The organism is Lujinxingia vulgaris (assembly GCF_007997015.1).
GTDB lineage: Bacteria > Myxococcota_A > Bradymonadia > Bradymonadales > Bradymonadaceae > Lujinxingia > Lujinxingia vulgaris.
In genome coordinates, this window is sequence record NZ_VOSM01000021.1 from 1 (window position 1) to 24,040 (window position 24,040).

At 66.5% G+C, this 24,040-nt stretch carries 22 protein-coding genes and 1 pseudogene; 11 read left to right on the forward strand and 12 right to left on the reverse strand.

Annotation, left to right across the window (positions count from 1 at the left end; all coding sequences use genetic code 11):
• Positions 1 to 723 precede the first annotated feature (723 nt).
• The 5 genes from FRC98_RS20425 to FRC98_RS20445 all read right to left on the reverse strand — a co-directional run bounded on the left by FRC98_RS20425 (position 724) and on the right by FRC98_RS20445 (position 6,357).
• Complete coding sequence (locus tag FRC98_RS20425) at positions 724 to 1,518, reverse strand: ABC transporter permease (RefSeq protein WP_146983436.1); 795 nt, start codon at positions 1,516 to 1,518, stop codon at positions 724 to 726.
• Positions 1,515 to 2,213 (reverse strand): ABC transporter ATP-binding protein, encoded by a 699-nt coding sequence (locus FRC98_RS20430; protein WP_230467861.1) that lies wholly within the window; start codon positions 2,211 to 2,213, stop codon positions 1,515 to 1,517. Before FRC98_RS20430 ends, FRC98_RS20425 begins: the two co-directional genes overlap by 4 nt.
• Complete coding sequence (locus FRC98_RS20435) at positions 2,210 to 3,670, reverse strand: hypothetical protein (RefSeq protein ID WP_146983438.1); 1,461 nt, start codon at positions 3,668 to 3,670, stop codon at positions 2,210 to 2,212. The genes FRC98_RS20430 and FRC98_RS20435 overlap by 4 nt, the downstream gene beginning before the upstream one ends.
• An 83-nt stretch (positions 3,671 to 3,753) precedes the next feature.
• Positions 3,754 to 5,244, reverse strand: a complete 1,491-nt coding sequence (locus tag FRC98_RS20440; protein WP_146983439.1) for a hypothetical protein — start codon at positions 5,242 to 5,244, stop codon at positions 3,754 to 3,756.
• A 93-nt stretch (positions 5,245 to 5,337) separates the two neighbouring features.
• A complete protein-coding gene (locus FRC98_RS20445; RefSeq protein ID WP_146983440.1) occupies positions 5,338 to 6,357 on the reverse strand; it encodes a lysophospholipid acyltransferase family protein in 1,020 nt (339 codons plus the stop codon).
• A 171-nt stretch (positions 6,358 to 6,528) separates the two neighbouring features.
• Between FRC98_RS20445 and FRC98_RS20450 the strand changes: the two genes are divergently transcribed.
• Entirely contained in the window at positions 6,529 to 9,795 is a 3,267-nt protein-coding gene (locus FRC98_RS20450) for an Eco57I restriction-modification methylase domain-containing protein (RefSeq protein ID WP_146983441.1), read from the forward strand.
• 296 nt (positions 9,796 to 10,091) lie between these two features.
• A pseudogene (locus tag FRC98_RS21895) lies at positions 10,092 to 11,267 on the forward strand (SNF2-related protein); the annotation flags it as partial.
• Positions 11,268 to 12,116: 849 nt separating this feature from the next.
• Here FRC98_RS21895 and FRC98_RS20460 read toward each other — a convergent pair.
• Positions 12,117 to 12,815: a site-2 protease family protein gene (locus tag FRC98_RS20460; protein WP_146983443.1), complete on the reverse strand. Its 699-nt coding sequence runs from the start codon at positions 12,813 to 12,815 to the stop codon at positions 12,117 to 12,119.
• Between the two features lie 233 nt (positions 12,816 to 13,048).
• On the opposite strand from FRC98_RS20460, the gene FRC98_RS20465 reads away from it, so the two are divergent.
• Positions 13,049 to 13,972 carry a hypothetical protein gene (locus FRC98_RS20465; RefSeq protein ID WP_146983444.1) on the forward strand — a complete coding sequence of 308 codons (924 nt, stop codon included), beginning with the start codon at positions 13,049 to 13,051 and terminating at the stop codon, positions 13,970 to 13,972.
• 44 nt (positions 13,973 to 14,016) lie between these two features.
• On the forward strand, positions 14,017 to 14,433 hold the full coding sequence (locus tag FRC98_RS20470; protein WP_146983445.1) for a response regulator: 417 nt from the start codon (positions 14,017 to 14,019) through the stop codon (positions 14,431 to 14,433).
• Positions 14,434 to 14,460: 27 nt separating this feature from the next.
• On the opposite strand, the gene FRC98_RS20475 is transcribed toward FRC98_RS20470, so the two are convergent.
• Together FRC98_RS20475 and FRC98_RS20480 are read right to left on the reverse strand one after the other, a co-directional pair.
• Positions 14,461 to 15,708, reverse strand: a complete 1,248-nt coding sequence (locus tag FRC98_RS20475) for a M20 metallopeptidase family protein (protein ID WP_146983446.1) — start codon at positions 15,706 to 15,708, stop codon at positions 14,461 to 14,463.
• Between the two features lie 169 nt (positions 15,709 to 15,877).
• On the reverse strand, positions 15,878 to 16,807 hold the full coding sequence (locus FRC98_RS20480; RefSeq protein WP_146983447.1) for a DUF6503 family protein: 930 nt from the start codon (positions 16,805 to 16,807) through the stop codon (positions 15,878 to 15,880).
• Between the two features lie 184 nt (positions 16,808 to 16,991).
• On the opposite strand from FRC98_RS20480, the gene FRC98_RS20485 reads away from it, so the two are divergent.
• Positions 16,992 to 17,558, forward strand: coding sequence for a GNAT family N-acetyltransferase (locus FRC98_RS20485; RefSeq protein WP_230467862.1), 567 nt, complete (start codon positions 16,992 to 16,994; stop codon positions 17,556 to 17,558).
• Positions 17,559 to 17,583: 25 nt separating this feature from the next.
• On the opposite strand, the gene FRC98_RS20490 is transcribed toward FRC98_RS20485, so the two are convergent.
• Complete coding sequence (locus FRC98_RS20490) at positions 17,584 to 19,851, reverse strand: CapA family protein (RefSeq protein ID WP_230467863.1); 2,268 nt, start codon at positions 19,849 to 19,851, stop codon at positions 17,584 to 17,586.
• 304 nt (positions 19,852 to 20,155) lie between these two features.
• On the opposite strand from FRC98_RS20490, the gene FRC98_RS20495 reads away from it, so the two are divergent.
• Genes FRC98_RS20495 through FRC98_RS20510 form a run of 4 tightly spaced genes read left to right on the forward strand, consistent with a single transcriptional unit; the run spans position 20,156 to position 21,451 of the window.
• Positions 20,156 to 20,401 carry a hypothetical protein gene (locus FRC98_RS20495; RefSeq protein ID WP_146983450.1) on the forward strand — a complete coding sequence of 82 codons (246 nt, stop codon included), beginning with the start codon at positions 20,156 to 20,158 and terminating at the stop codon, positions 20,399 to 20,401.
• Positions 20,401 to 20,865: a hypothetical protein gene (locus FRC98_RS20500; RefSeq protein ID WP_146983451.1), complete on the forward strand. Its 465-nt coding sequence runs from the start codon at positions 20,401 to 20,403 to the stop codon at positions 20,863 to 20,865. Before FRC98_RS20495 ends, FRC98_RS20500 begins: the two co-directional genes overlap by 1 nt.
• Entirely contained in the window at positions 20,865 to 21,140 is a 276-nt protein-coding gene (locus FRC98_RS20505) for a hypothetical protein (RefSeq protein WP_146983452.1), read from the forward strand. The genes FRC98_RS20500 and FRC98_RS20505 overlap by 1 nt, the downstream gene beginning before the upstream one ends.
• Positions 21,137 to 21,451, forward strand: a complete 315-nt coding sequence (locus tag FRC98_RS20510) for a hypothetical protein (RefSeq protein WP_146983453.1) — start codon at positions 21,137 to 21,139, stop codon at positions 21,449 to 21,451. The genes FRC98_RS20505 and FRC98_RS20510 overlap by 4 nt, the downstream gene beginning before the upstream one ends.
• Positions 21,452 to 21,552: 101 nt before the next feature.
• Here FRC98_RS20510 and FRC98_RS20515 read toward each other — a convergent pair whose 3' ends face one another.
• The 3 genes from FRC98_RS20515 to FRC98_RS20525 all read right to left on the reverse strand — a co-directional run bounded on the left by FRC98_RS20515 (position 21,553) and on the right by FRC98_RS20525 (position 23,053).
• The gene (locus tag FRC98_RS20515) at positions 21,553 to 22,062 is read right to left on the reverse strand and encodes a Spy/CpxP family protein refolding chaperone (protein WP_146983454.1); all 510 of its coding nucleotides are present in this window, start codon (positions 22,060 to 22,062) and stop codon (positions 21,553 to 21,555) included.
• 62 nt (positions 22,063 to 22,124) lie between these two features.
• Positions 22,125 to 22,559 (reverse strand): hypothetical protein, encoded by a 435-nt coding sequence (locus FRC98_RS20520; protein WP_146983455.1) that lies wholly within the window; start codon positions 22,557 to 22,559, stop codon positions 22,125 to 22,127.
• Positions 22,535 to 23,053, reverse strand: coding sequence for an RNA polymerase sigma factor (locus FRC98_RS20525; protein WP_146983456.1), 519 nt, complete (start codon positions 23,051 to 23,053; stop codon positions 22,535 to 22,537). The genes FRC98_RS20520 and FRC98_RS20525 overlap by 25 nt, the downstream gene beginning before the upstream one ends.
• Positions 23,054 to 23,362: 309 nt before the next feature.
• Between FRC98_RS20525 and FRC98_RS20530 the strand changes: the two genes are divergently transcribed.
• A complete protein-coding gene (locus FRC98_RS20530) occupies positions 23,363 to 23,725 on the forward strand; it encodes a hypothetical protein (RefSeq protein WP_146983457.1) in 363 nt (120 codons plus the stop codon).
• A 31-nt stretch (positions 23,726 to 23,756) separates the two neighbouring features.
• The coding region (locus FRC98_RS20535) for a hypothetical protein (protein ID WP_146983458.1) at positions 23,757 to 24,040 on the forward strand (284 nt) is incomplete at its 3' end.

Sequence of the window (24,040 nt, forward strand, 5' to 3'; positions counted from 1 at the left end):
CGAGCACAACTTGCCCGTGAATGGCTGGTCGATCGTCTACGTTTCAAGCGGTTTCTGGGTGAACTGATCAAGTAGTATTAACCACCTAACCACAAGGCGCTCCGCCCCGACGCAATTCGTCCGAGAGACCGACGACATTCAGCAACGCTGCGGTCTTGCGGTATTGCGGTGCTTCAGTCGTGATGCGAAATAACCTCCCAGCGTGGCCTGGCCATCGGGTCGGCGATGCGCTTAAACGCGATGAGGCAGAGGAGGATGACGCCGAGTGCGGTGGCCGCGGCGGGTCATGAACATGATGAGGATCTGGGTGCCGACCGCCCCAGGACGACGCTGGCAGCGTCGCTGCGTCGTCGCGGTAGCGCTGCTATACGCTCCTCCTGGCTCCTTGCCAGGCGCCGCCCTGGATGCGGTCGGGTTGGGGGGCGTGCGAAGGGGGCGCGGCGGTGCTTCAGTCGTGATGTGAGATGACCTCCCAGCGTGGCCTGGCCATCGGGTCGGCGATGCGCTTAAACGCGATGAGGCAGAGGAAGATGACGCCGAGTGCGGTGGCCGCGGCGGGTCATGAACATGATGAGGATCTGGGTGCCGACCGCCCCAGGACGACGCTGGCAGCGTCGCTGCGTCGTCGCGGTAGCGCTGCTACACGCTCCTCCTGGCTCCTTGCCAGGCGCCGCCCTGGATGCGGTCGGGTTGGGGGGCGTGCGAAGGGGTCGCTGCGGTGCTTCAGTCGTGATGTGAGATGACCTCCCAGCGGGGCCTGGCCATCGGGTGGGCGATGCGCTTAAACGCAATGAGGCAGAGGAGGATGACGCCCAGCGCGGTGGCCGCGGCGATCATGAACATGATCAAGATCTGGTAGGCGACGGCGTGGGTGGGGTCGGCGCCGGCGAGTATCTGGCCGGTCATCATGCCGGGGAGGGAGACGAGGCCGACGATCATCATGGCGTTGATGATGGGGATCATGCCGTTGCGTACGCCCTGGCGGATGTGGGGGAGGGAGGCTTCCCAGAGGGTGCTGCCCATGGCCAGGTGAGATTCGAGGGAGGGGCGCTCTTTGATGAGATCGCTGAGCATGCGGTCAAGCCCGAGGCTGATGCCGGTGAGGCCGTTTCCGAGGAGCATGCCTAAAAGCGGGATGACGTACTGGGGGGTGAACCAGGGGTCGACGCCGATGACGAGCTCGGTGGTGGCAAAGGTGGTCAGGGTGGTGGCGAGGGTCAGGGAGGCGAAGGCGGCGAGGTGGGCGCCGGGGAAGCGTCTGGAGGAGCGGGCGATGGCGGCGCGGGCCGCGGCGATGAGCATGACCAGCAGCATGGGCACGACGTAGAACCAGCGGTTGGCCTCAAAGACCCATTCGAGAACAAGGCCTAAGAGGGTGAGCTGGGCGGTGGTGCGCACTGCGGCGATGGCCAGGGTCTTTTGCAGGCCGAGTTTGAGGGCGACGCTGATGGCGGCCGGGATGAGCAGCAGGATGGCGGCCAGGGCCAGGTCGAGCGGGGTGAGTTCGACGTAGGTCATGGGCTGGAGGTGGTGTGGGGGGCGGGCTGCCAGCTGGCGATGTGAATGGTGCGGGAGGTCAGGCGGGCGCGCTGGTCTTTGTGGTGGGTGACGAGGAGGATGGCGCGGGTAGGGTGGTCGGCCAGAAGTTCGTGGAGGAGCTCCTCGACGCGCTCGGTGCTGCGGGAGTCGAGGGAGGCTGTGGGCTCGTCGAGCAGTAAGACCGGGGGTTGCAGGGTGAGGGCACGGATGAGGGCAAAGCGTTGCTGCTCGCCGGGGGAGAGGCGCTCGAAATGGCGAGTGAGCGGGATGTGGGAGAGGCCCAGGCGCTTGAGGAGGGTGTGTTGCTCGTCTTCGCTCAAGGGTTGGGTGTGCGGGGGGATGTGGCGGGAGGCGTAGTGGCGGGCCAGGCGGAGCTCGTCTGCGCAGGTCGTTGCCAGAGGTGCGGGGCGCTGGTGGAGGTAGACCACGCGGCGGCGAAAGGCATGCACGGTCTCGGGGCTTAAGGTGAGGTCGCCGCAGCGCACGTCGCCGCGGTCTGTGCCGAGCAGGGCGACCAGCGCGCGCAAGAGCGTACTCTTCCCCGAGCCGCTCTCACCATCCAGCGCGACCATCTCGCCGGGGAGAAGGTCAAAGCAGACATCCTGCCAGAGGGGGGAGGTGTGTTCGGGGGGCGTCCAGGTGAGGTTTGTGGCGCGGAGCAGCGGGGAGGTCATGGGAGGAGCACGTAGGTGAGGTGGCCCTCCGGGTTGACGAAGAGGGCGTGGGTGCGGCCCTGCGCGTCGATGGCGACCGAGGTGTTGGAGTTTTCGTGGGCCGGTGCGTTGAGGAGGGTCTGCCAGGTCGCCGTGCTGGGGGGCTGGTGGAGCACGCGGGCATGGTTCGAGGAGGTGATATGCAGGCCGGCGCTGATGCGTTCGTTGGTGGCTGCCAGGGAAACGTCGGTGGCCGCGGCTTCCGTATCCTGCTCGCTCACAGGGACGCTGGAAGAGCTCCATTGACTTCCGGATTGGCGGTAGATCAGCAGGTCGGTGCGGGAGACGGTGAGGCTGGCTACGACGGGGATTGGCGAGGTGCCGGGGGTGAGGGTGATGGCGAGTGTGTTGGCGGTGTTGGCGTCGGTGGCGATCAGATCGGGGGTTGAGTCGGCGCCGGAGGAGGAGCGTGTGGCGAAGAAGAAGTCGTTGACGTCGGTTTTGTAAGTGATGGCGATCGGGCCCACTCCGTCGCCGGCGATGGCGATGCGCTCGGTTGTGTCGCTGGCGAGGGGAAGGTTTTCTTCAAACCAGGTACCGCTGGTCTGGCGGCAGGAGAGCGCGAGGCTGTTGAACAGTGACTTACGCGTCGTGACGCAGGGGGTGTTCTCCGCGCCCAGCGCGAAGGCAATGGGAGAGGTGGCTTCGGTGATGGCGGTGGGTTCAACAGCCCAGGTGTCACCTGTGAGGGTGGCGTAGCTTAAGGGGAACACATTGAGGTTGTCGGCAGGCAGATACGCAAGATGGGGGGTATTGGTGTCGTCGAGTTCGAGGCGAACGCGCGAGTTGATGTCGAGGTCGTCATTGATGGTCTCACGTAACCATTCAGCACCGTTGAATGAGGCGTAGCGCAGCTCGCGGGAAGCGTCGGCGTAGTAGACGACGTGCGGGGTGCCGTTGCTGTCGAGGGCCAGGGCGTTGAAGAAGCCGGCGTCGGGCTCGGGGTCGACGGTGATGAAGGAGATTTCGGTGGTGCAGGTGCCGCCGATGCAGGTCTGGGAGTCGGTGCAGACGGTCAGGCAGTCGCCGCAGAAGTTCTGGTCGGTCTGAAGATCGACGCAGGTCTCCTGGCAGAGGTCGAGGCCGGTGGGGCAGGTCTCGTTGGCGTCTGCGTCGGGTTCGTTGGCGTCTGCGTCGGGTTCGTTGGCGTCTGCGTCGGGTTCGTTGGCGTCTGCGTCGGGTTCGTTGGCATCTGCGTCGGGTTCGTTGGCGTCGGTGTCGGGTTCGTTGGCGTCGGGTTCGTTGGCGTCGGCGTCTTCGGGATCTTCGGTGCGGCGCTGGCAGAAGCCGGCGACGCATTGCTCATCGTTAAAGCAGTTGCTGTCGATCTCGCAGGCGCGGGAGTTCTCGGTGGTGCAGCCTGCGGCGAGTGCGAGGAGGGCGATGAGGGCTGTGAGGTGGCGTCGAAGAGGCGTCATGGGGCGATCCGAATGGTCGTTGCGGCGTGGTGGGGGGTGGTCGGGGCTTTCAGGATATCCTGGCGGCGGTGTGGCGAGTGTGTCTACTGCTGGTTGTTAATAAGGTAGTAGAGGCCGCCGTCGGGGGCCCGGAGGGCGGCGTGGATGGCGATGGGATCCCCGGTGGCGACGGCGGTGCGGCTGGTGGGGGCGGTGTCGATATGGTCCAGGATGGTAAAGGAGCTGTTGAGGAAGGCGATGAGATGCGCCGAGCTCTCCTGTTGATATCCGATGAGGGTCGTCGATCCACCGAGCATGAGGGCGATGGAGGTGGATGCTTCGGAGGCGTTGGAGGAGAGGGGGTGGACCTCGGTGCTCCAGTCGTCGTGGTCGTCTCCCCGGGTGTTGGTCAGGTAGAGGATGGCGGGGTTTGAGGGGGTGTTGGCGCGGGCGGCGATGTGGGCGCCTCCCAGGGGGTCGAAGACCATGGAGATGCCCAGGCCGCCGTTGTGGGAGGTGGCCAGCGGGGTTTTTCGCCAGCCGTTGTCGGTGGAGGTGGCGTAGATGAGTTCGCCGCCGTTTGTGAAGCGCTGGTAGGCGATGTGGGTACGGGCGTTCTGGTCGACGGCGATGGCAGCCGAAGCGCCGGCGGTGTTCTGGTTTTCGACCCGGGAGTACTGCCACTGGTGGGAGCCTGTGCGGGTGGCCAGGGTGATTTCATCGTTGGCGCTTAAGTAGACGACGCGGGGGCTTCCATCGGGGGCCAGGGCCAGGTCGAAGTTGCGGGCAAAGCGCGGGGTGGCGACGGTCTCGACCTGCCAGCCGCCCTCGAAGGGGGCGGCGTAGAGGAGGAGCTCGGACTGGGGGGCGTTGGGGTTTCCAAAGAGGATGTGGGGGCGGTTGTTGGCGTCGAGGGCGATGCGGGTGGGTCGAATACCCTGCACCGGGTGCGAGAAGGCGCTGTGCCACTGCTCACCGTCCCAGCGCAGGTAATGCAGGGAGGCGTTGCCGGTGGTGTTGTCGATATGGGTGATGTGGGGGCGCCCAAAGCTGTCGAGGGTGACGTCGGTGGCGAAGCCGCTGTTGGTGGATGTGGCGACAAGGCCCGGCTCGGGGAGCGCTTCGAGGCGTTCGATGCAGGCACCTTCGGAGCATTCCTGGGTGGAGGTGCAGGAGGTGGTGCAGTTTCCGCAGTAGGCGGGGTCGTACTGAAGGTCGACGCAGCTGCTGTCGCAGATGGTCTGGTGATCGAGGCAGGTCAGGGGGAGCGTGGCGTCGGCGTCGTCTTCGGCGTCTTCTTCAACGTCTTCTTCAACGGTGACGTCGGCGTCGAGGTTGGCGTCGCCGGAGGTGTTGGTTTCGTCGAGGTCGGTGTCGCCGGCGGTGGTGTTTTCGTCGGCGTCGTCTTCGGCGTCGGGGGTGGGGTCGAACTGGCAGAAGCCGGCGATGCAGCGCTCATCGACGAAGCAGTTGGCGTCGACCTCGCAGGCGCGGGAGTTTTCGGGGGAGCAGGCCGCGGCGCTTGCAACGACAACGAGGGCCAGGAGGGCGGAGAGCTTGCGGGGCAGAGCGTGCAGCTGCGAGGGCAACGGCATGGCGACTCCGGGGTACGGCGGCGGTGTCCGGGGGGGGCGTGAGCACGGGGTTTCAAGCGTAGGTAGAGGTGTATCGGAGGAGGGGGCCGCGGGTCAATTGCTGGCGAGCTGCGGGGCGGTGGCGGCGACAAAGTCGTTGATGTGCTGCCAGTGCTCGAGCAGAAAGTCGGGGATAAGCGCCGGGTCGCGGGGAACCTGCGCGGCGGGGATGCGCCAGATTTTAACTTCGAGGTGGGCGCCGGTGAGCGCGCCGGAGAAGAGTTCGGCCATGGAGCCGAGCTCGTCGATGCCGCGGTGGGCGATGAAGACGAGATCTTTGTCGGGGGTGTGCTCGATGAGCTTGAGGGCGCCGTCGCGTAAGGGGGGAAGGGTGTGGGTGAGTGTTCGGGCGATGGGAATGCGCTCGGGGTCGTCGGCGAACTTTTTGAGGAGGCGCTGGCGCTTGGTCTTAGAGAAGCGGGTGCCCTCGGGGTAGAGGACCAGCGAGAAGCGGTCGCGGTGGTCCTGGCTCAGGGTGAGGATCTTCTGGATCTCGGCCTCGGGGTTGTCGGTGCCGCGGCGCACAAAGACGTTGGGGATGCGCTGGGCGACGTAGTCGAGGGCGGGGTCGGCTAAGAGTTCGGCTTTGATGACGTAGGCGAAGATGCGTGGCGAGGACGCGATGCCTAAGGGGAGCATGGTGTCGAGGGTGGAGGCGTGGCGGCAGAGCACGACGGCCGGGTGGGGGTTATCGAGGTGGTCGAGGCCCTCGACGCTGACGCGGGCGTCGAAGAGGTTAAGCGCGTTCCAGAAAAGTCCGCGGGACCACCAGCGTTGCACCGCGCGGTTGGCGTTTTCGTAGCCCTCTGGGGAGAGGCCTAAAAGATGAAAGCGCAGCCAGTGGATGAGCGCGACGACAAGCCCGGAGCTCTCCAGGACGAAGAAGTAGGTCAAAAAGAGGATGGCGCGGGCGGCCGAGAAACGATCGCGGCGAAAGAGCCCGTAGAGCGCGGCCAGGGGAAGGGTGATCGGCAGCGTGATGGGCATGAGCACGGCCAGGGTGAACCAGGCGGTGGTGGTGGCCAGGCGGCGGGCCCAGGAGATGTCGGGGGGGATGGGGTTGAGGGTGCGCATGGGGGGAACCGGGGAAAAAAATGAAGCTGGCAGGCAAAGGTTTGCAAAAATGCCCGATAACACGATCAGCAGGTGTGAGGAGGTGTAGGTGTAAAACCCAACGATGAGCAAGCCGGGCGGCGCCGGGAGGATGGCACGCGGCCTGGTTTCGATAAAGCATAAGGGGCGACGATGACGGGGATCGAGCAGGGAGGGCAGTGCGGGGCGTTGAAGGTGCGCGAGGCGGTGCTGGCCGGGGATGTGCGGGGGCTAGCGCAGGCGATGGGCTATGAGGTGGCCGGGGTGGAGGTGCGGGGCGCGGCGCTGGGGGCGTGGGGGTTGTGGGAGGGGGATCTGGCGGGGATGGAGGCGATGGAGGTGCTGGGGAGTGGGGAGGGGTATCGGTTGATGTGTGTGCGGGGGGGAAGTTGGGAGCGGGTGCGGGCGCTGATGGTGAAGGTGGCCGCGCGCAGTGAGGGGGTGGCGCTGCTGTGGTGGTGGGTGTGTGAGGATCGCTGGGTGGCGGCGATGGTCGATGAGGAGGGGGAGCGGCGCTTTGTGCGGCGGCTGGAGCTTGAGGTGGAGGCGCTCGATGTGGTGGGGCTTGAGCAATGGTGGGCGCTGGGGCCGGGGCAGGTGGTCGGCGGCGATGTGGCGGGGATGGGGGAGGTGATGCGTCGGCATGTGCGGGAGGTGCTCGACCAGGAGGGGGTGACGCGGGCGTTTTTCCAGGGGTTTTCAAAGGCGCTGGGGCGGCTTGTGGCGACGATGCAGGGGGGCCCGGAGGACGCGCAACTTCGCCATGAGGTGGCGCTGGGGACCTTGTTGCGCGTGGTCTTTTTGTACTTTTTGCAGGCGCGTGGGGCGCTTAATGGGGACCGGCGTTATGTGGTGCGGCGGCTTCGGGAAGCTGGGGAGCGGAGCTTTTATAAGCGCGTGCTGCGGCCGCTCTTTTTCGGGGCGCTCAACTGCCCGGTGGCCGAGCGTGGGGAGGAGGCGCGGGGGCTGGGGAGGTTGCCCTTTTTGAACGGGGGGCTTTTTGAGGCGACGGAGCTGGAGCGGCGTTTTGAGGGGCTGGACTGGCCGGATGCGGTGTGGGTGGAGGTAGTGGAGGGGTTGTTTGAGCGGCATCGTTTTGTGGCGCAGTGGAGCAGCGAGGGGGATCTGAGCCCGGCGGTGGATCCGGAGATGCTGGGGAAGGTTTTTGAGGGGTTGATGTATGGCGAGTCGCGGCGGGTGTCGGGGAGTTTTTATACGCCGAGGGAGGTGGTGCGCCAGATGGTGTTGGAGGGGCTGGGGGGCTATGTGGAAGATGAGGTGGGGCTTGGTCGCGAGGCCACCTGGCGAGCGCTTGAGGGGGATGTGCGCGGGCTTGATGCCAGCGAGCGCGCGGGGTTGAGGGGGGCGTTATGGCGAGTGCGGGTGCTGGATCCGGCGGTGGGGACGGGGGCGTTTTTGCTGGAGGTTCTGGGGGTGTTGCGCCGGGTGGATGGGGCGCTTGATGAGGCTGCGGGCGTGGTGCGCACCGCCGGGGAGCGTTACGAGCGGATGCGGCGGCTGATCCATGAGCATCTTTACGGAGTGGATGTGCAGCCCACCGCGGTGCGGCTGTGTGAGCTGAGGTTGTGGCTTGCGATGTTGACGGCGCTGGAGGCGTTGCCGGCTGAGGCGATGCCGGCGCTTCCGAATCTGACGCATCGTCTGTGTGCGGGGAACTCGCTCTTAGAGCCGCTGGATCTGGCGCGCTACCGTGTGCGGGGGGAGGTTGGGGCCTGGGGGCAGATGGGGGAGGTGAGCCGCCAGGGGCTGGAGCGGCTGGCGCTGCTGGAGGAGGCGTATACGGCGGCGCATGGCGAAGAGAAGCGGGCGCTGAAGGTGGCGATGGAGGAGGCGCAGCGCGGGGTGCAGCGGGAGGTGTTGGAGGGGAGGTTGAGGTCGATCGAGGCGGAGCTTAAGCGCTGGGAGGAGCTCGCTGCGGCAAAGGATCTTTTTGGCGAGGAGGTGGGGCTTGAGGCCGGGCAGCGGGCGGAGCGGGAGCGCTTGCAGAGAGAAGCGCAGGCGGTAGCGCAGGCGTTGCGGGATCTGCAGGAGGGTCGGCGCGTGGGGCTGGCGTTTGCGTACGGGGAGAGGTTTGGCGGGGTGATGGGGAGGGGGGGCTTTGATCTGGTGGTCACCAACCCGCCCTGGGTGCGCGCTACGCGCCAGGATGGGGCGGTGAAGGGGGTGTATCGGGCGCGCTACCGGGTGGGGGAGCCGGGGTTGTGGGCCGGGGCGAAGGAGGCCGGGGTGGAGGCGACCTTTGGGGCGCAGGCCGACCTTGCGGCGCTTTTTGTGGAACGTTCGCTGGAGTTGTTAAGGCCCGGGGGGCGAGTGGTGGCGTTGTTGCCGGCGAAGGTGTTGCGCTCGTTGAACGGGGCGGGGTTGCGCAGGCTTTTAGCGGAGCATCAGCTGGAGGCGGTTGAGGATCGCTCCGAGGCGTCGGAGGCGATGTTTGAGGCGACGACGTATCCGGCGGTGCTGCGGGTAAAAAAGGTCGCTCGGAGCGCGGCGAAGGGGGTGTCGCCGGGGGTGGAGGTGGCGGTCTGGCGAGGCGATGAGGTGCGGCGGTTTACGCGCGGGGCTGGCGAGCTGGGGGTGTGGGGGCAGGCTGTGGGGGAGCCCTGGGTGCTGGTGGACGAGGAGGTGCTGGGGCTTTTTCGGCGGATGCAGAGTGCGTCGGTGGCCTTTGGCGCCAGCGGGTTGTGGGAGGTTCGCCGGGGGGTGATGACGGGTCATAACGCCGCGTTTTTGCTGAAGAAGAGCGATGTGCCCCGGGTGAGCTGTGAGACGTGGAAGCCCTATCTGAAGTGGGCTGTGGGGGGGCGCGATATTGGCGAGGGGAGGGTGGAGCACAGGCGGCAGATGATCTGGCCGGTGGATGCGAAGGGGCAGGTTTTTCAAAAGTTGCCGGAGGCGCTGCAGGGGCATTTTGAGAACCATCGAAAGACGTTGGAAGGACGCAGTGATTATCGGGAGGGGCAGCCTCTGTGGCAGCTGTATCGGCTGCATGAGGATGTGGTGGGGCCGAAGGTGATGTGGTCGGATCTGGGGCAGCAGCTTGAGGCGGTGGCCAGCGCCGGGGAGGAGGTGCCGCTGAACACGGTGTATTACGCCGGGGTCAGGAGTGAGGCGGAGGCGCGGGCGCTGGCGGCGTATTTGAACTGTGAGGCCGTGCGTACGGTGGCGTATGCGCTGGGGGAGCGGGCGCGCGGGGAGTGGCGGCGCCATTTTGCCTGGGTGGTGAGGTTGTTGCCGGTGCCGCGGAGCTTTGTGGAGGCGGTGCGGGAGGGGCGGGGGCTGGCGCGGTGGGAGGAGGCCGGGGCGTTTGAGGAGGCGTTCGGGTTGAGCGGGGCCGATGTGGCGGTGCTGCGGGCGTATCGCACCGGGGGTGAGGGGCCGGTGGTGCGGGAGGTGGCGTGATGGCGGGGGTGAGGGGCTGGCTGGCCGCGGCGCTGCGCATCGGGGGGGCGCCGCAGCTCGGAGGCGAAGGGGGCGGTGATGCGCATCTCTCCAGGCAGCAGCAGGAGGCGGTGGCCCGCGGCGCGCAGGTGGTTGAGGCCTTTGGCGGGGTGGTGCTGGCCGACGGGGTGGGGGTGGGCAAGACCCGCGAGGCGTTGGCGCTGGGCCGCGCTGTGCGGCGTGGGCAGGGGGCGGGGAGGATGTTGCTGGTGGTGCCCTCGCGCCTGCAGGGGGCCTGGCGGCGCGTGGCCGGGGAGATGGGGCTTGTGGAGGGGAGGCATTTTGAGGTGGTGACGCATCACCGCATGAGTCATGGCCGGGTGGGGGGAGGCTGGGCGGTGGTGGTGGTGGATGAGGCGCATCGGTTTCGGCGTGTGAGCACGCGGCGCGGCGAGGCGTTGATGCGATTGAGCGCGGAGGCGCCGGTGGTGCTGGTGACGGCCACGCCGGTGTGCAACGGGCTCGACGATTTGAGGGGGCTGCTCTCGTATTTTATGAGCGATGCGCGCACGCGGGGCGTTGTGGGGATGGGGCTTTTTGAGGCGTTTGAGCGGGCGGCGGCCGGATGTTTTGACCTGACGGAGCTTCTGGAGGCGGTGGTGATCCGGCGCTCGCGGGCGGATTTTGGCGAGCTGCGTCGGCCGAAGGTGCGATTTGAGGTGGTGCGTTATGAGGCCGAGGCCCAGGAGCGCTGGGTGTGGCGACATCTGGAGGAAGAGCTGCGGGCGATGACGCTTGCGGCCTTTGAGGGGGAGTGGCCGCGGGGGCTTTTTGTGGCCTCGGGGTTACGCCAGTGGGAGGGGGGAGCCGGGGCGCTGGGGGAGGCGTTGGAGCGGCTGGCGCATTATTTTGAGCGTTGGTTGGAGGCAGCGCGGCAGGGGAGGTGGCTTGATGCCGGGGCGTTTCGCGAGGTGTTTGAGGGGGTGAGCCGCGCCCAGGAGGTGATGGGATTTTTGTACGGGGATCGGGAGGCCCATGTTGAGGCGTTGGCCCGAGCGCAGGAGGGGGTTGAGGCGGATCTCTGGCGAGTGCGAGGGCTGCTGGGTCGTCTGGAGGCGATGCGGGAGGAGGGGGGCCTGGCGAACGCGGTGGTGGGGCTTGTGGGGGAGGAGGCGGGGGAGCGGTGGCTTGTATTTACGGGGTATCAGGGCGGGGCGCGGGCGCTTTTTGAGGCGATCAGCCGAAGGCTGGGAGGTGGGGTGGGGGTGGGGCTTATGACCGGGGAGATGGCCCGGGCCACGGGGGTGGGCAGGCTGGATGTGGCGGAGCTCGTGGAGCGATTTGTGGGCGATGTTCTGGCGCGCGACCGGGTGGGGGTGCTGGTGGCCACCGATTGTCTGGCCGAGGGGGTGAATCTGCAGCGCTGCAGAAGGCTTGTGCTGGCGGATCTTCCCTATTCGCCCTTGCGCCTGGAGCAGCGGGTGGGGCGAGTGGTGCGGCCGGGGCCGACTGGCGAGGAGGTGCGGGTATTTTTGCCGCGGCCGACGGTGTGGGCCGACACCCTGGGGATGCGTCGGCGGCTGGAGGCGAAGATCGCGCAGGCGCAGGAGGTGGGGCTTGCGCCGGGGTTGGCCGCCGGGGTCTGGCGAGGGCTGGGGGAGGAGGGGAGCGCGGCGATGGAAGGGGAGACGACGGCGCCCCTGGCGAGGATCGGGGTGTTGGAGGCGATGACGCTCGAAGACCGGCTGCGGGCGCAGCTTTTGGGTGAGGAGGGGGAGGTGGTCTTTGGGAAGGTGGGCGCTGGCGAGGTGGTGCGGGTGCTGGCCAGGGTGCGGGTTGTGGCGGCGGTGGAGCGCTATGTGTGGGTGAGCGCCGACGGGCAACAGGCGCGGGTGGGGAGGCTCAGCGAGCGGCTGGGGGGGCTTGTGGCGCTGAGTGGCGAGGCGCTGGAGGTGGGGGCGTGGACGCCGAGAGCCGAGCCCTGCTGGGAAAAGGTGCGGGCGTGGGCTGTGGGGCGTTGTGAGGAGCTTGAGGCGGCCCGGCTTGCGCCGGCGGTGGTATGGCGAGGGTCGGCCGGAGTGCGGGTGTGGGAGCTGTTGGTGGAGGCCGCTCGGAGTGGGGCGTTGGGGGTGACGCTTCAGGAGCTCGGGGCGTATCGCCAGCGGGTGCTCGGGGAGCACCCGGCCGGGATGTTGCGGCGTTGGGAGGGGATGCTGGCGATGGGGGCTGATGCGGGCGCGTTCTGGCAGGAGGTTCAGGCGCTGCCCGAGCCTTTCAGTGAGCCTGTGCGCGTGGAGGTGGTGGCCGCGCTGGGCTGGAGCGCCCGGGCGGAGAGCGCGGCCTTACGCGCTGCGGGTTTGTTCGAGGAGCTGCCAGTTGGTGTAGGCGAAGTAGCCGAGGATCAAAAAGATGAGGATGCCGCCCTGAAGGGCGTAGAGGGCGATGGCGCCGGTGATGATCAGGGCGCCGATGGCGACTTTTGCGGTGGTGGCCAGGGCCTGGCGCTGGGGCCTGGAGCGGCGCAGAAAGTGAAAGAGGGCCTGGCCGCCGTCCATCGGGAAGATGGGCAGGAGGTTAAAGACGAGCCAGAAGGTGTTGACGATGGCTGAGAGGCGCAAAAGGTGGCGCAGGAGCGGCCAGGAGTCGGCCGGGGCCAGGGCGTTAAGCGCCATCAGGCCCCCGAACGACACCAGGGCGATGAGAAGCGTGGCCGCCGGGCCGGCCAGGGCGATGAAGATGCCCTGGTTGGGGTTGGGGTTGGCGCGGTGGTTGATGGCGACCCCGCCCATGCCCTGAAGCACGATGGTGGAGGTGCCAAAGCCGCTCTTTTTGAAGGCGGCGGCGTGGCCGAGCTCATGGAGGAGCACGCCGAAGAAGAGGATGGGCGCCCACATCAGCTGGTAGGGGAGCTGCTCGGCGGATTTCAGTCCGGAGAAGACAAAGAAGGCGACGAGCGCGAGAAACCAGACCTCAATGAAGATGGTGTGGCCGGCGAAGGTCGCGAGCTTCCAGCTGGGGCCCTGGGATTGACGGATACGCATGGGTGAAGGCCTGGGACAGAGAGGCAAAAGGAGGAGCAGGTAAAAGGAGCAGCAGAAGTCGGGAAGTAAAACTAGCGTCCTGACGCGGATAATCCACCGTCAGGCCGAGGTAGAGCAGAGCGTGCGGGGTGTAAAGGGCGCATCGATCACAGGCCGGCGACACGTCGGCATCATTTCAATCGTTTCAATCGCTAAACGGGCTTAACGGACTTAACGGACTTCGAGGAGGGGTGATGATGGACGGGATGGGCAGGTTTGAGGCGTTGGTGAGCAGCGGGGGGCGCGGGGAGTGCGGGGCGTTGGGAGCGGGCGTGGGGGCGTCGATGGAGGCGTTGAGGCGTTATGTGCGCTCGGAGGGGAGGTTGCGCACGCGGGGAGCCTGGGAGTTGGATGAGGGTGAGGCGGTGCGTCTGGCGCAGGCAAGCGGGGTGGTGCCCGAGGGGGGCTGGGTGCGCCTTGTGGGGCTGTGTGCCGGGGCGGGTGTGCTGGTGGCGCGGGGCGGTGGTTTTGAGGCGGGGCCGGCGCTGGAGCGGGTGATGCGCTGGCCGGAGGTGGAGGTGGAGCGGCGGCTGGTCGAGGGGTTTACGCGCTGGTTGATGCCGCCGGCGACCGCCGCGAGCTGGTTTGTGGCTTTAGGGGTGCATCCGCTCTGGGGGCTGAAGCTCGCGCGCCATGTGCACCGGGAGGGGGCGCTGATGGGCTTTGACCCTGGTCGGGAGTCCCGCGACGACTCGATTATGGGGGCGAGAAAGCTCGAGGGGGTGCGACGGCATGTGTACGTGAGCATGGCCGTGGTGGTAGGGGTGCTTCGGCGCTTGAGCGAGGGGCGCATCTACGATGTCGGGGCGCTGGTGAGGCTTGTGGAGGAGGCGATGCGCTTTGCCCGGGTGGTCGCCTATGAGGATGATGAGGAGGAGGCCGGTGAGCTGCGCGTGCTGGTCGATGAGGTCTGCTGGCGAGCGGTGCAGCACGCGGTGTGGGCGCTGATGGATGAGGTGCTGGTGCCGGCCGGGGTGGTGCGCTGGGAGATCGGTCGCGGGATCGCGGTGAAGACCCGCGCCCTGGATGAGGTGCGCGTGGGCGCGCTGGGGGTGGGGGCGCAGGATACCTGGGTGCGGCTCTTTCTCAGTGGTAGCGGGGGGCGTAAAGTTGCTTAAGTTGAGAAGAGCGGGTGGAGGCGTGAGGCCGAAATGGAGAGGCGATGATCACATCAAAGAAGGTGGCGGTGCTCGATGATGAGCCGCTGATCGGGGACATCGTCTCGCGGGCGCTCAGTCGGCAGTGGGAGGTCAGCGTTTTTGAGCGCCCCTCCCAGGCGCTGGAAGCGCTGGAGGGGGGGGAGCGCTACGCGGCGTTTCTATGCGATATGATGATGCCCGAGCGCACGGGGATGGAGGTCTACGAGGAGATCCGCCGGCGCTGGCCGGAGCAGGCGGAGCGGGTGGTGATCATGAGCGGGATCAGCCACCGCGACCGAGCTGGCGAGATGGTGCGCGAGGCGGGGGTGAGGCTTGTTCAAAAACCCTTTGATTTGAAGGGTTTGAGGCAGGTGGTGGAGGAGGTTGCCGCCGGGGCTTCGGCGGCAGGCGCCGGTGAAAGGGGCGCGCTTCGGCGCTAGAAGCGCCGGCCTGTCGCGGTCGCCAGCTCAGAGGGGCTGGACCATGCGGTCGGTCTTCTTCTCGATGGCTTTTTCGTGCAGAAGTCGCAGCGCGGCGCGGGCCAGAATTGAAGCGCCGGCGTTGATGGCGCGCTCATCGATGTTGAAGTGCGGGGAGTGCAGGAAGTTGCGGGGAGCCTGCGCGCCGGTGCCCAGTCGGAACATCGCGCCGGGGATGCGCTCGCAGTACACCGAAAAATCTTCGCCCCCCATCGAGGGCAGGGGAATGCGCTGGACGCCCTCTTCGCCGAGGATGTCGGTGGCGACCTCGCTGATGATCGAGGTGATGTACGGGTCGTTATGAATGGCCGGGGCGCCGCGGGTGAGCTTGAGCTCGTAAGAGGCGCCGTGGGCCAGGCAGATGCCGCCGATGGTGCGTCGCAGCAGATCGTCGAGCTCATCGCGGTGCTCCGGCGAGATGGTGCGGATGGAGCCGGAGAGCGAGGCGGTCTCGGGGATGACGTTGGCGGCGATGCCGGCCTGGAAGGTGCCCAGGGTAATCACCGCCGGGATGCGCGCGTCGAAGTTGTGGGCGGGCAGCTGGTAGAGGGCGTTGGCCACCTGGGTGGCGATGAAGATCGGGTCGGTGCACTGGTGGGGGCGAGCGCCGTGGCCGCCTTTGCCTTCGATCTTGATCTCAAAAAGGTCAAAGGAGGCGGTAAAGGGGCCGGGGCGCACGCCGATCTCCCCGATGGGGCGCTCCGGGTCGCAGTGCAGGCCGAGGATGGCGTCGACGTGGTCGATGGCCCCGAAATCCACCATCTCGGTGGCACCGCCGGGCACGGTCTCTTCGGCATGCTGGAAGATCAGGCGCAGGCGGCCGGGCAGCTGATCTTTGAGCTCGAGCAGGCTGAGCCCGCTGCCGAACACAGTGGCCATATGCACATCGTGACCGCAGGCGTGCATCACCCCCGGGTTTTGCGACTTGTAGGGGATGTCGTTGAGCTCCTCGATGGGAAGCGCGTCGATGTCGGAGCGGATGGCGACGGTGGGGTGGAGCGCCGGATCGAAGTCCACAGGCGTCAGGTCGGCGTAGAAGCCGGTGCCCTCGGGGCGCACGAAGGTCTCAAAGCCCAGCTCTTCGACACGTTTGACCATATGCGCGGTCGTCTCAAACTCATGCTGGCTGAGCTCGGGGTGGGTGTGCAGGAAGCGGCGCAGCTCAATGAGGCGATCGGTGTTGGCGCGCAGGGTATCGGTGAGACGATCGAGAAGTTCGGGGGAGGGGGCGTTCATGGGGAGTCCGATGATGCGTGGGGAGGGGGGATCGTGGGGGAAGCGCCATGAAACTACTACGCCATTGCCCGGCGTGTGTTCAACTGCCGACCACCCCAGGACGACGCGGGCGGCGCCCTGGATGCGATCGGGTTCGGCGGTTCATGGCGTTTGTGTTGGGCTTTCTGATTTAAAAACCTTCGAGGGTGCGGGCGTTTTCGGGGGGGAGGATGGCGGAGAGGGGCGCGTCGGGCTCAAAGCGAAGCTCGGTGACCTCGGTGGTGGTGATGTGCTCGCCGGGCTCGCCATCCTCGAAGGTAAAGGTTTTGTGGGACGTGGCCAGCGTGATGCCTTCGATGGTTTTTTGATCCTCGTAGGTCATAAAACGCTCCGGGGAGTGGCCGCCCTCGGGGAAAAAGCCCGGGTAGGAGACGATGTAGCGGATGGCGTGGACCTCGAAGGATTCGGGGTGGATGTAGAGGACGTAGAAGTCGTCGGGGGCGTCGCCGGTGCCGGGCTCGTAGGTGGCGCGGATGAGGTGGTAGGTCTGGTCGTTGTAGGTGGCGTCGTCTTCCCGGGTGAGGATGACGCCGGGGTCGGCCAGCACGAAGGGGAGCGCCACGAAATAATAGGGGGTCAGCGCCCAGAAGCGGGCGTTGAAAGGCGTCTCGGCATCCTGTGGGGCGATCCAGGCGTTTTCGCCGTCCCAGCCAAAGGCGACCTCGGGGGATTCGGAGAGGGTGTGGGCGGCGCGGGATGACCAGGTGTCGACGAGCTGGCGGGTGTCGCGCGGGTCGCCGTCGAGGGGGCGGTAGTTAAAGCGGAAGTGCAGCGGGCCTTTGTTGAAGAAGTTCTGCAGGCCGCCGTGGGCGTCGATGGACTTTCGGAGGAGCTGGCCGGGTTCGGAGTCGGCGAGTCGCTCGTGGGCGTCGGCGACGCGGGATTCGACCCAGTGGGGATCGGGGGCGGCGCGCTCTTCTTCGGGAGGTGCCGGGTCGGCGGGGGGCGCTGATGCGGGCTCGGCGGGGGCTTCGGTGCGCTGCTCGGCGGTTGGCGCGTCGCAAGCTGCGGTGGACAAACCTAAAAGGGTGATCAGGTTGAGAACCAGAAGATGACGCATGGGGACTCCGAGGTGGGCGGCGCGGCAAGCTCGCATATTAGCGAGCGTTGAGCATAGCCCGTCTGCGCGGAAGTCAACTTCTCCGGCTGGTCAGCGAGAATCGGGGAGGTGGGGTTGAAATGGGTAGGTCGATGCCCTACATAGTGTCATGTGTTCAGTGAATCTTAAGAAAGGAGCCACATTTATGGTCAAAATCACCTATCTTTCGGACCACCTGGGGGCGGAAGAGCCTGCTGCCGAGGAGCTCAGCACCGAGGAGCTCGCTGAGATGAAAAAAGTCGCGCGCTGGCATCAGGAAGAGTGGGCGCACCTGAGCCCCGACAAGACGGTGGGCACGCGCGTAGAAGAGCTGCGTGAGAGCGCGGTCAAAGAGGGCTTGCCGCTGACGCTGGTGGCCGTCGAAGAAGACGCCATCGTGGGCACGATCAGCCTGGCCGAAGAGGATCTTTCGACCCACCCCGAGTTCTCACCCTGGCTCTCGACGGTCTATGTAGACGCGTCGCAGCGTGGGCAGGGCATCGGCAGCCGCCTGGTGCAGCGCGTGGAAGAGGTCGCGGCAGCGCAGGGCGTGGAAGAACTTTATCTTTATACCCCGGATCAGGCTCCGCTCTATGAGCGCCTGGGCTGGGAGGTGGTCTCGGTGGAGACCTACCGCGGCGAAGAAGTCACGGTGATGCGCCGCGATCTTGTGGAGATCGTGGAAGAGGGCGGCCGCGGCTGGTTGCAGGTGGAGCAGCCCGCGGCGCAGTAATGTCGCGCGTGATGGTCGCAAAAACTCAGGGGGCGACGTGGTGGCGGGTGAGCTCCACCTCGATGGTGTAGCTGCCGGGGGGGCCGCTGACGCGGATGAACTCGGCGGTGTTGGGGGCGGCGATGTGTTGCGCAGCGTCGGCATCCAGGGCGTCGCGCCAGGTGATCAGCGCGAGCTCGTCGATGCGGAACACGCCTTCGCCACTGCCAGCTTCGGGCGGACTGTGGTGCAGGAAGAAGCGTGTGGCGCGGGCGTTCTCGCTGAGACTTGAGGGGTAATTCGGATCTTCCGGCGGCATGCTGAGATCGTAGCTAAAGGCAGTCCACCCGTACGTCCCCTCCTGCGCACGCAATGCAAACTCGCCGGGGAACTCTCGATCTCCGGAGCTCGCGTAGTAGCGCGCCTCCAGGGTGACCGGGCCGGCGTTTTGTCCGCTGATGTAGCCGATCAGCGTCAGATCTTTGTTGGGCTCGTGCGTCGCGTCGCCGTCGACGCGGATGCGGTTGCGGAAGGTAATGACCGAGTCGGCCGTGTTGGTGGAGCTGCGCGTGGAGCACAGCGCCGTGGTGCCCCGGTAGGTCTCGTGGATGCAGGGAAAGGACGAGCCGGCGTAGTACCAGTGGGTCGGGTCGAGACGCTCCGGGCCGATGTCATGATCTTCGAAGTCGCCGTGCAGCAGGATATCGTGGCCCAACTTCGCCGAGGTGATCGCAGGGGGAAGGGTGAGCGCTGAGATCGACGCGTCGGTCTGCGCATGCCCGCGAAGATCCAGGATGGCGCTGCCGGAGTCATCGATCGTGACGTCGAGGCTCAGCGTGCGGGTGCTCGATTCCGCGCTGGCCGGATCGAGCAGGATGGTGCCCAGGCCGTGTCGGGCAATCACCGGGGTGTCGAAGGGGGCCGATGCCTCGCCCAGCCGGCGCACAAAGAGGTCGGCCAGCCGGCCGGTGACATGCCGGGGGCGATAATCTTTGAGGTAGACGGGGATGGCGGTGGCGCGATGAGGCTGGCCCCGGCGCATATCGACCTGCATAAGCGTGCCGAGGAGGGTCTCCAGACGATTCTGGTCGAAGATGAAGTTCCCCAGGCTATGCGCCATCAGGGTGCCTTCCTCGTAGGCAAAACCCTGGGCGACGTGGGGGTGGTGGGCGACGATCAGCGGAGAGCCCTGGGCGCGAGCGAGCTCGATGCGATCCAGGACTGCGTTGGAAGGGGCCGCAGCGTACTCCACGCCGGCGTGCATGATGGTGATGGGCACAAAGCCTTCTGCCAGTTCGCGGTCCAGCGCGGCGCGCACCGCGTCGGTGTCGCGAAGGTTGGCCGGTCCGCCCTGGGTGTCGCTGGCGACGGTGGGGATCGCGTACTGGCTTCCCACAATCGAGGTCATCGAGAGGAAGGCGTAGGGGGTGTTGCCCAGGGTCTTTCGGTGCGCCCGAAAGGCCTCCTCGGCGTTGAGGCCGGCGCCGCTGTGGGCGATGGCGCGTTGGTCGAGGTGGTAGAGGGTGTCGGCGACGCCGGCGTCGAAGTAGTCGTAGAGGTGGTTGTTGCCCAGCCCGGCGTAGTCCACGCCCATCCAGCTCAGGGCATCCAGGGAGTCGGGCAGGGTGAAGAAGATGTAGGTCTTGTCCTCGTAAGGGGTGCGAGGATCGTCGGTGACGACCGTCTCCAGGTTGATGATCGTGTAGTCGGCGCGCTGGAAGAGGGGGCGCATCTGCTGCACCACATTCCGGGTGCCGGGGAAAGGATCGGAGACTTGAATCAGCGCCTCGGGGTCGTCGTCGGGGAGGCGGTCGGTGGGCGGGTTTTCGGCCGAGCGTAAAAAGCGGCGCCCCATGCTGACGTCGCCGCTAAAGAGCAATCGCGTCGTGTCGGGGCTGCGCGCATCGAGGGTGATGTCGCCCATCTCGACCGCCTCGGTGCTTAAGGGGAGCGCGAGCTGTGTGGGGAGTACCGGGCTGTAAAAGTCGGCGTGCTCAATGGTGATCAGGGTGTTGTCGCGGGTGAGGTCGTCGAAGAGAAAGCGGCCCTCGGCATCGGTGCCCGCGGTCTGTTCCTGAGCGACCACCGAGGCGCCTTGAACCGGGCGCCCCTGGCTGTCGATCACCCGACCTCCCAGCGCGATGGAAGCCGCAAAATAACGATCGCGGGCGGCTTCTTCCTGCTCCCAGACCCAACCTTCCGGGTGGTCCGGATCGGCGTCCAGGCAGCCGGGCAGGCTGAGTGCGGCGAGTATCAGGCTAAGGAGCGCGGCGCGGGTGAGCTGGCGAGCGCGCGGATAAGACGTGAACAGCATGATGGGGGCTCTAGCGAGGGGATGTGCTGGTTGTGAGGATAGGCAGCCCGGTGGCCGGGCACAATCGTTCATCTACGACCCGTTCGCCGCCCCGCTCCTGCGACCGGTCGCACCGCGATCCCCTGACCGGAAGAACCGGATGATCCTTGTTGGAGTTTGTACGGATACGTTAGGTTGACGGCACACCACGCGCCATCGAGGGGCCTCAGAGCAGGTTCACCTCGCGTAGAGACATATCTGGCTGGAGAGCCTGGGGCGCCGGTGGTGGATGGGAATTTAGCGTGATGTATCCGAGGAGTAGATGATGGCAAAGAAGTGGAGTCGCAGCGCGCTCCGACGCGTGTTTGCGCTGGCGGTGGTTTCGGTGAGCCTCGTGGGTTGTGTGACCCCGGGGATGCGGGAGGTGGAGGCGGTCGACTCGTCGGCCTCGTCGGTCACCTTTCTCTACAGCCAGCACACTGGCGAGGAGAGTGAGCGGGGCGTGATCTCGTGTGAGATCGAGGAGGATCGCCTCTCGGACTGTCAGATTATTGATGTGGAGTACAAATGATGAGGTGGACGCAAAGCGTGGCGCTCGGCCTGCTCGTGGTGCTGGGCGTGGGATGCACCGAGGTGCGTTACACGATCCGGCAGGCGGACTCGCACCGGGATGGCGGTTTTTTCACGATGCAGACCTCCGCCGAGCGGGTCACCCGGCTGGGCCCTTTCTATGAGACTGTGGAGCCCGAAGGCATCAACTACTGGCGCTGCGGCCGGGTTGAGGGGCAGATGAACTGCACCAAAGTCTGTGAAGATATGGGCTCGCGGGTCTGCGCGCCCTATCTGGCCGGCCATTTTGGCCAGGTCAATCTTCCGCCTGCCTTCACCACCTCGGCCTCGTCGCCGGCGCTCTACCAGGGCGAAGGTCAGGACGAGGTTGTGCCCGAGGCCGAGCCGGCAGAAGAGGGTGACGTGGAGGAGACGCCAGAGAGCGCTCCGACCGATGAGGCTGTGGAGCCCGGGGAGGTGCAATGATGGGAACCTGGATCAGAAGCGCGCTTTTGAGCGCGGTGGTGCTGGCAGCCGGCGTCGGCTGCGCGATGCCCGAATACGTGTACGTGACCGACTACCAGGTCGTGGGCGATCGCAGCGTCAAATACATCTACAACCCGCTCTACCCCTCGATGGCCGGCGGCCCGATCAACGACGCGGCGCTGGTGCTGGAGGTGTGTTCGGTGGATGCGCAGACTCCCGGGGAGGAGGCGCAGTGCCGCGAGACGGTGTTGCTGAGGACCGAGGAGTACCGATGAAGACGATGACGTGGATGAAGGCCGCGCTGATTGGCCTTGTGACGGCCTCGGCGGTGGGATGCGCCGGGCAGACGACGCTTCGCGACGCGACGTTTACCCACTGGCATGACGATCAGACGTTGATCGTGGTGTACGAGCGCCAGCAGTCGAAGGGCATCATCAGCACCACGACCGAGCGCTCCACCCATGTGCGGGTGTGCAAGGTGCAGGAGACCAACGAGCTGCTCTGCCGCGACCAGCTTCGCGTGGCCAATATGCTCAACCCGCACCTTCGCGAAGGAACGGACTTAAGCGACCCCTGGTCGCCCTGAGTTTTTCAATCCGTTTACGACCCACACACGCCCGCGGGGCGCTCCATGGAGCGCCCCGCGGGCGTTTTTAACAGCATGTCTCGGGTGAGAGGCTTAGTAGCTTAGTAGGTCGTGGGGGGCTGGCCCGGCCCCTGGCGGCGCTTGCCGCGGCGCTGGCGGCGCTCCTGACGCTGCTCGCGGCGCTCGGCGGAGAGCTCCTGGAGCCGGGTGCGCTGCTCCGGGGTGAGGATGGCGCGCAGCTCCAGCGCCAGACTGAGACGCTCGCGCTTGAGCTGGTTTTCGAGCTCCAGCACCTCGTCGAGCTTGGCGCGAATCGCGTCGGCGGCGGCATCGGAGGTGACGAGCTCGCGCATCTCCTGATGGGCCTCGCGCAGCGCCTGCCGATCGGCCTTATGCGCGTCGCGCTTGCCTTCCAGAAGCGTGCGGATCTGGGTCTGCTGCGCCTCGCTCAGCCCGAGCTCGTCACGCAGCGCGATGAGATGGCGAGGGTTGGGAAAGAGGCGCTCCACGGTGTCCTGGTGGCGGTGGGGGCGTTGCTGGGCGGTGGCCGTGGCGGGAAGGACCATGGCCAGGGCGATGAGCGTCGCGAGGGTGACAATCAGGCGGTTCATCAGGGCTCCTTTTGCGGGGTGTGGCGTGGGGGTGAGCGTTGCGTGCAGCGTGGGCGAAGGCGTCAGCCGGGGTTGATCGCCGCCTCGTCGAGGGGCTCGTCGAGCAAATAGTCGTCGGTGGGGGCCTGCCAGCTCCAGATGTCGTCGGCCAGCCTGGCGAGCTCCTCCCAGTCCTCCTCGGTGGGGGGCGCGGGCTCGGCGCTCGATGGGGCGTGGGCGATGGCCGCGGCCGGCTCGGCGCCTTGCTCGTCTCCGGAAGAGGGCCCGGCGTCGGGGCGCAGCAGCGCGGCGCCGACGATCAGAAGGATCAGGAGCGCGGCCAGGGCGGGGGGGCCGCCGCCGGCGGTGAGGAGGCCCCTGAAGGTGACGGCCCCCGGGCTTGAGGGTGAAGAGGATGCGGCCGCCCAGGTGGTCTCGAAGTCTGGAGGGTCGCCCGCGAGCGCCTCGTCGGTGGCCTGGTGGTAGAGCTCTTTTAGCGCGTCGGGCTTGCGAGACATGCGTCCTCCTGATCGTCGAGGTGGGTGCGAAGGGCGCGTTTGGCGCGGTCGTAATGCGTGCGGGCCGTGCCCGGGTTGATGCCCAGGGTGCGGGCGGCCTCGTCCAGGGTCAGTTCGTGGTAAAAGACCAGCTCAATCAGATCGCGCTGGCGCGGCGAAAGGGTAAGCAGGGCCTGTTGCACGGCGGCGACCCGAGGGTCGGCGTGGGGTGTTTTGGGTAATTCGGCCGGGGCTTTTTGCAGCGCCCCGAAGTCCAGCGCGACAAAACGCGAAAAGGTCTGGCGCCGCCGGAGCGCGCGCACCTTGTTGCGCACAAGCCCAAAGAGAAAACTCTTAAACGCCTCCGGATCCCGGCAACTCGCCGACCCATCGATCAACGCCTCATACGCCGCCTGCAGCGCATCTTCGGCCAACTCGCGCTCGCCAGCCTGATGCAACGCCCAGCGAAAGGCGTCGGCGTGGAGGGCCTCGATCTGTTGGCGGAGTGGGGTCATGGGGGCGTCGGGGTTCGCGGTGTGGGTCGAGTTGGCTGAGCGTTTGGGGGTGCGCTTTGTGGTTGGGTGGTTGGGTGGTTGGGTGGTTGTGGGGCGCCGGGGTTCGCGGCGTTGGGAGGTTCGTGTGGGCGGTTGGGGTTTGCGGGTTGTGGTTGGGTGGTTGGGTGGTTGGGTGGTTGTGGGGCGCCGGGGTTCGCGGTGTGGGGCGATTCGTGAGGGCGTTTGGGGGTTCGCAGGTTGAGTTTGGGTCCGAGCGCCAGCCTGTGGCGCGGGTAGAACATAGATAAGTGTCGGGAGTGTGGGGGCTGTGTGACAGAGATTTTTGATTTTTTCGGGGGTAGGGCGTCTCAGGGCGATGCCGGGGGCTCGGGTTCGACTTCGTACTGGACCTCGTACTCGTACTGGACCTCGTACTCGTACTGGACCTCGTACTCGTACTGGACCTCGTACTCGTACTGGACCTCGTACTCGTACTGGACCTCGTACTCGTACTGGACCTCGTACTCGTACTGGACCTCGTACTCGTACTCGTACTGGACCTCGTACTCGACCTGGTCCTCGACCTCGGGCGCGTTTTCGCCCCTTCTTCTCCCCCCAAACTCTCTGCTAACCTCCCCCCTTCACATTCAACCTGCAGTCAGCGGCGAACATGGTCGTCATGTGGGTCGCTGAGGTTGCGCTACCCTGAAGGGGAGGTATCGCAATGCGCATTGTATCTCAGAGTGAATTCTTCGATTCCTACGTTCTTCCGCCCTCGCGTCTGGGGTGGGCAGCGAGGAGGGCGCGGGAGGGGATTGAGAAGGTGCAGCCCGCGCCGCCGGCGGAGATCGGGGCGTGTAATGAGGAGCTGATCGCCATGACGGAGCGCTACGCCGAGCGCCACCGCGCCTGGGAGGCCGCCCGCAGCTCGAAGGCCGACCCCGAGCTCGCGTTGAGCGACAACAAGCTCGACACGAGTTTTTCCAATTTTGTGAGCCGCGCACGCAT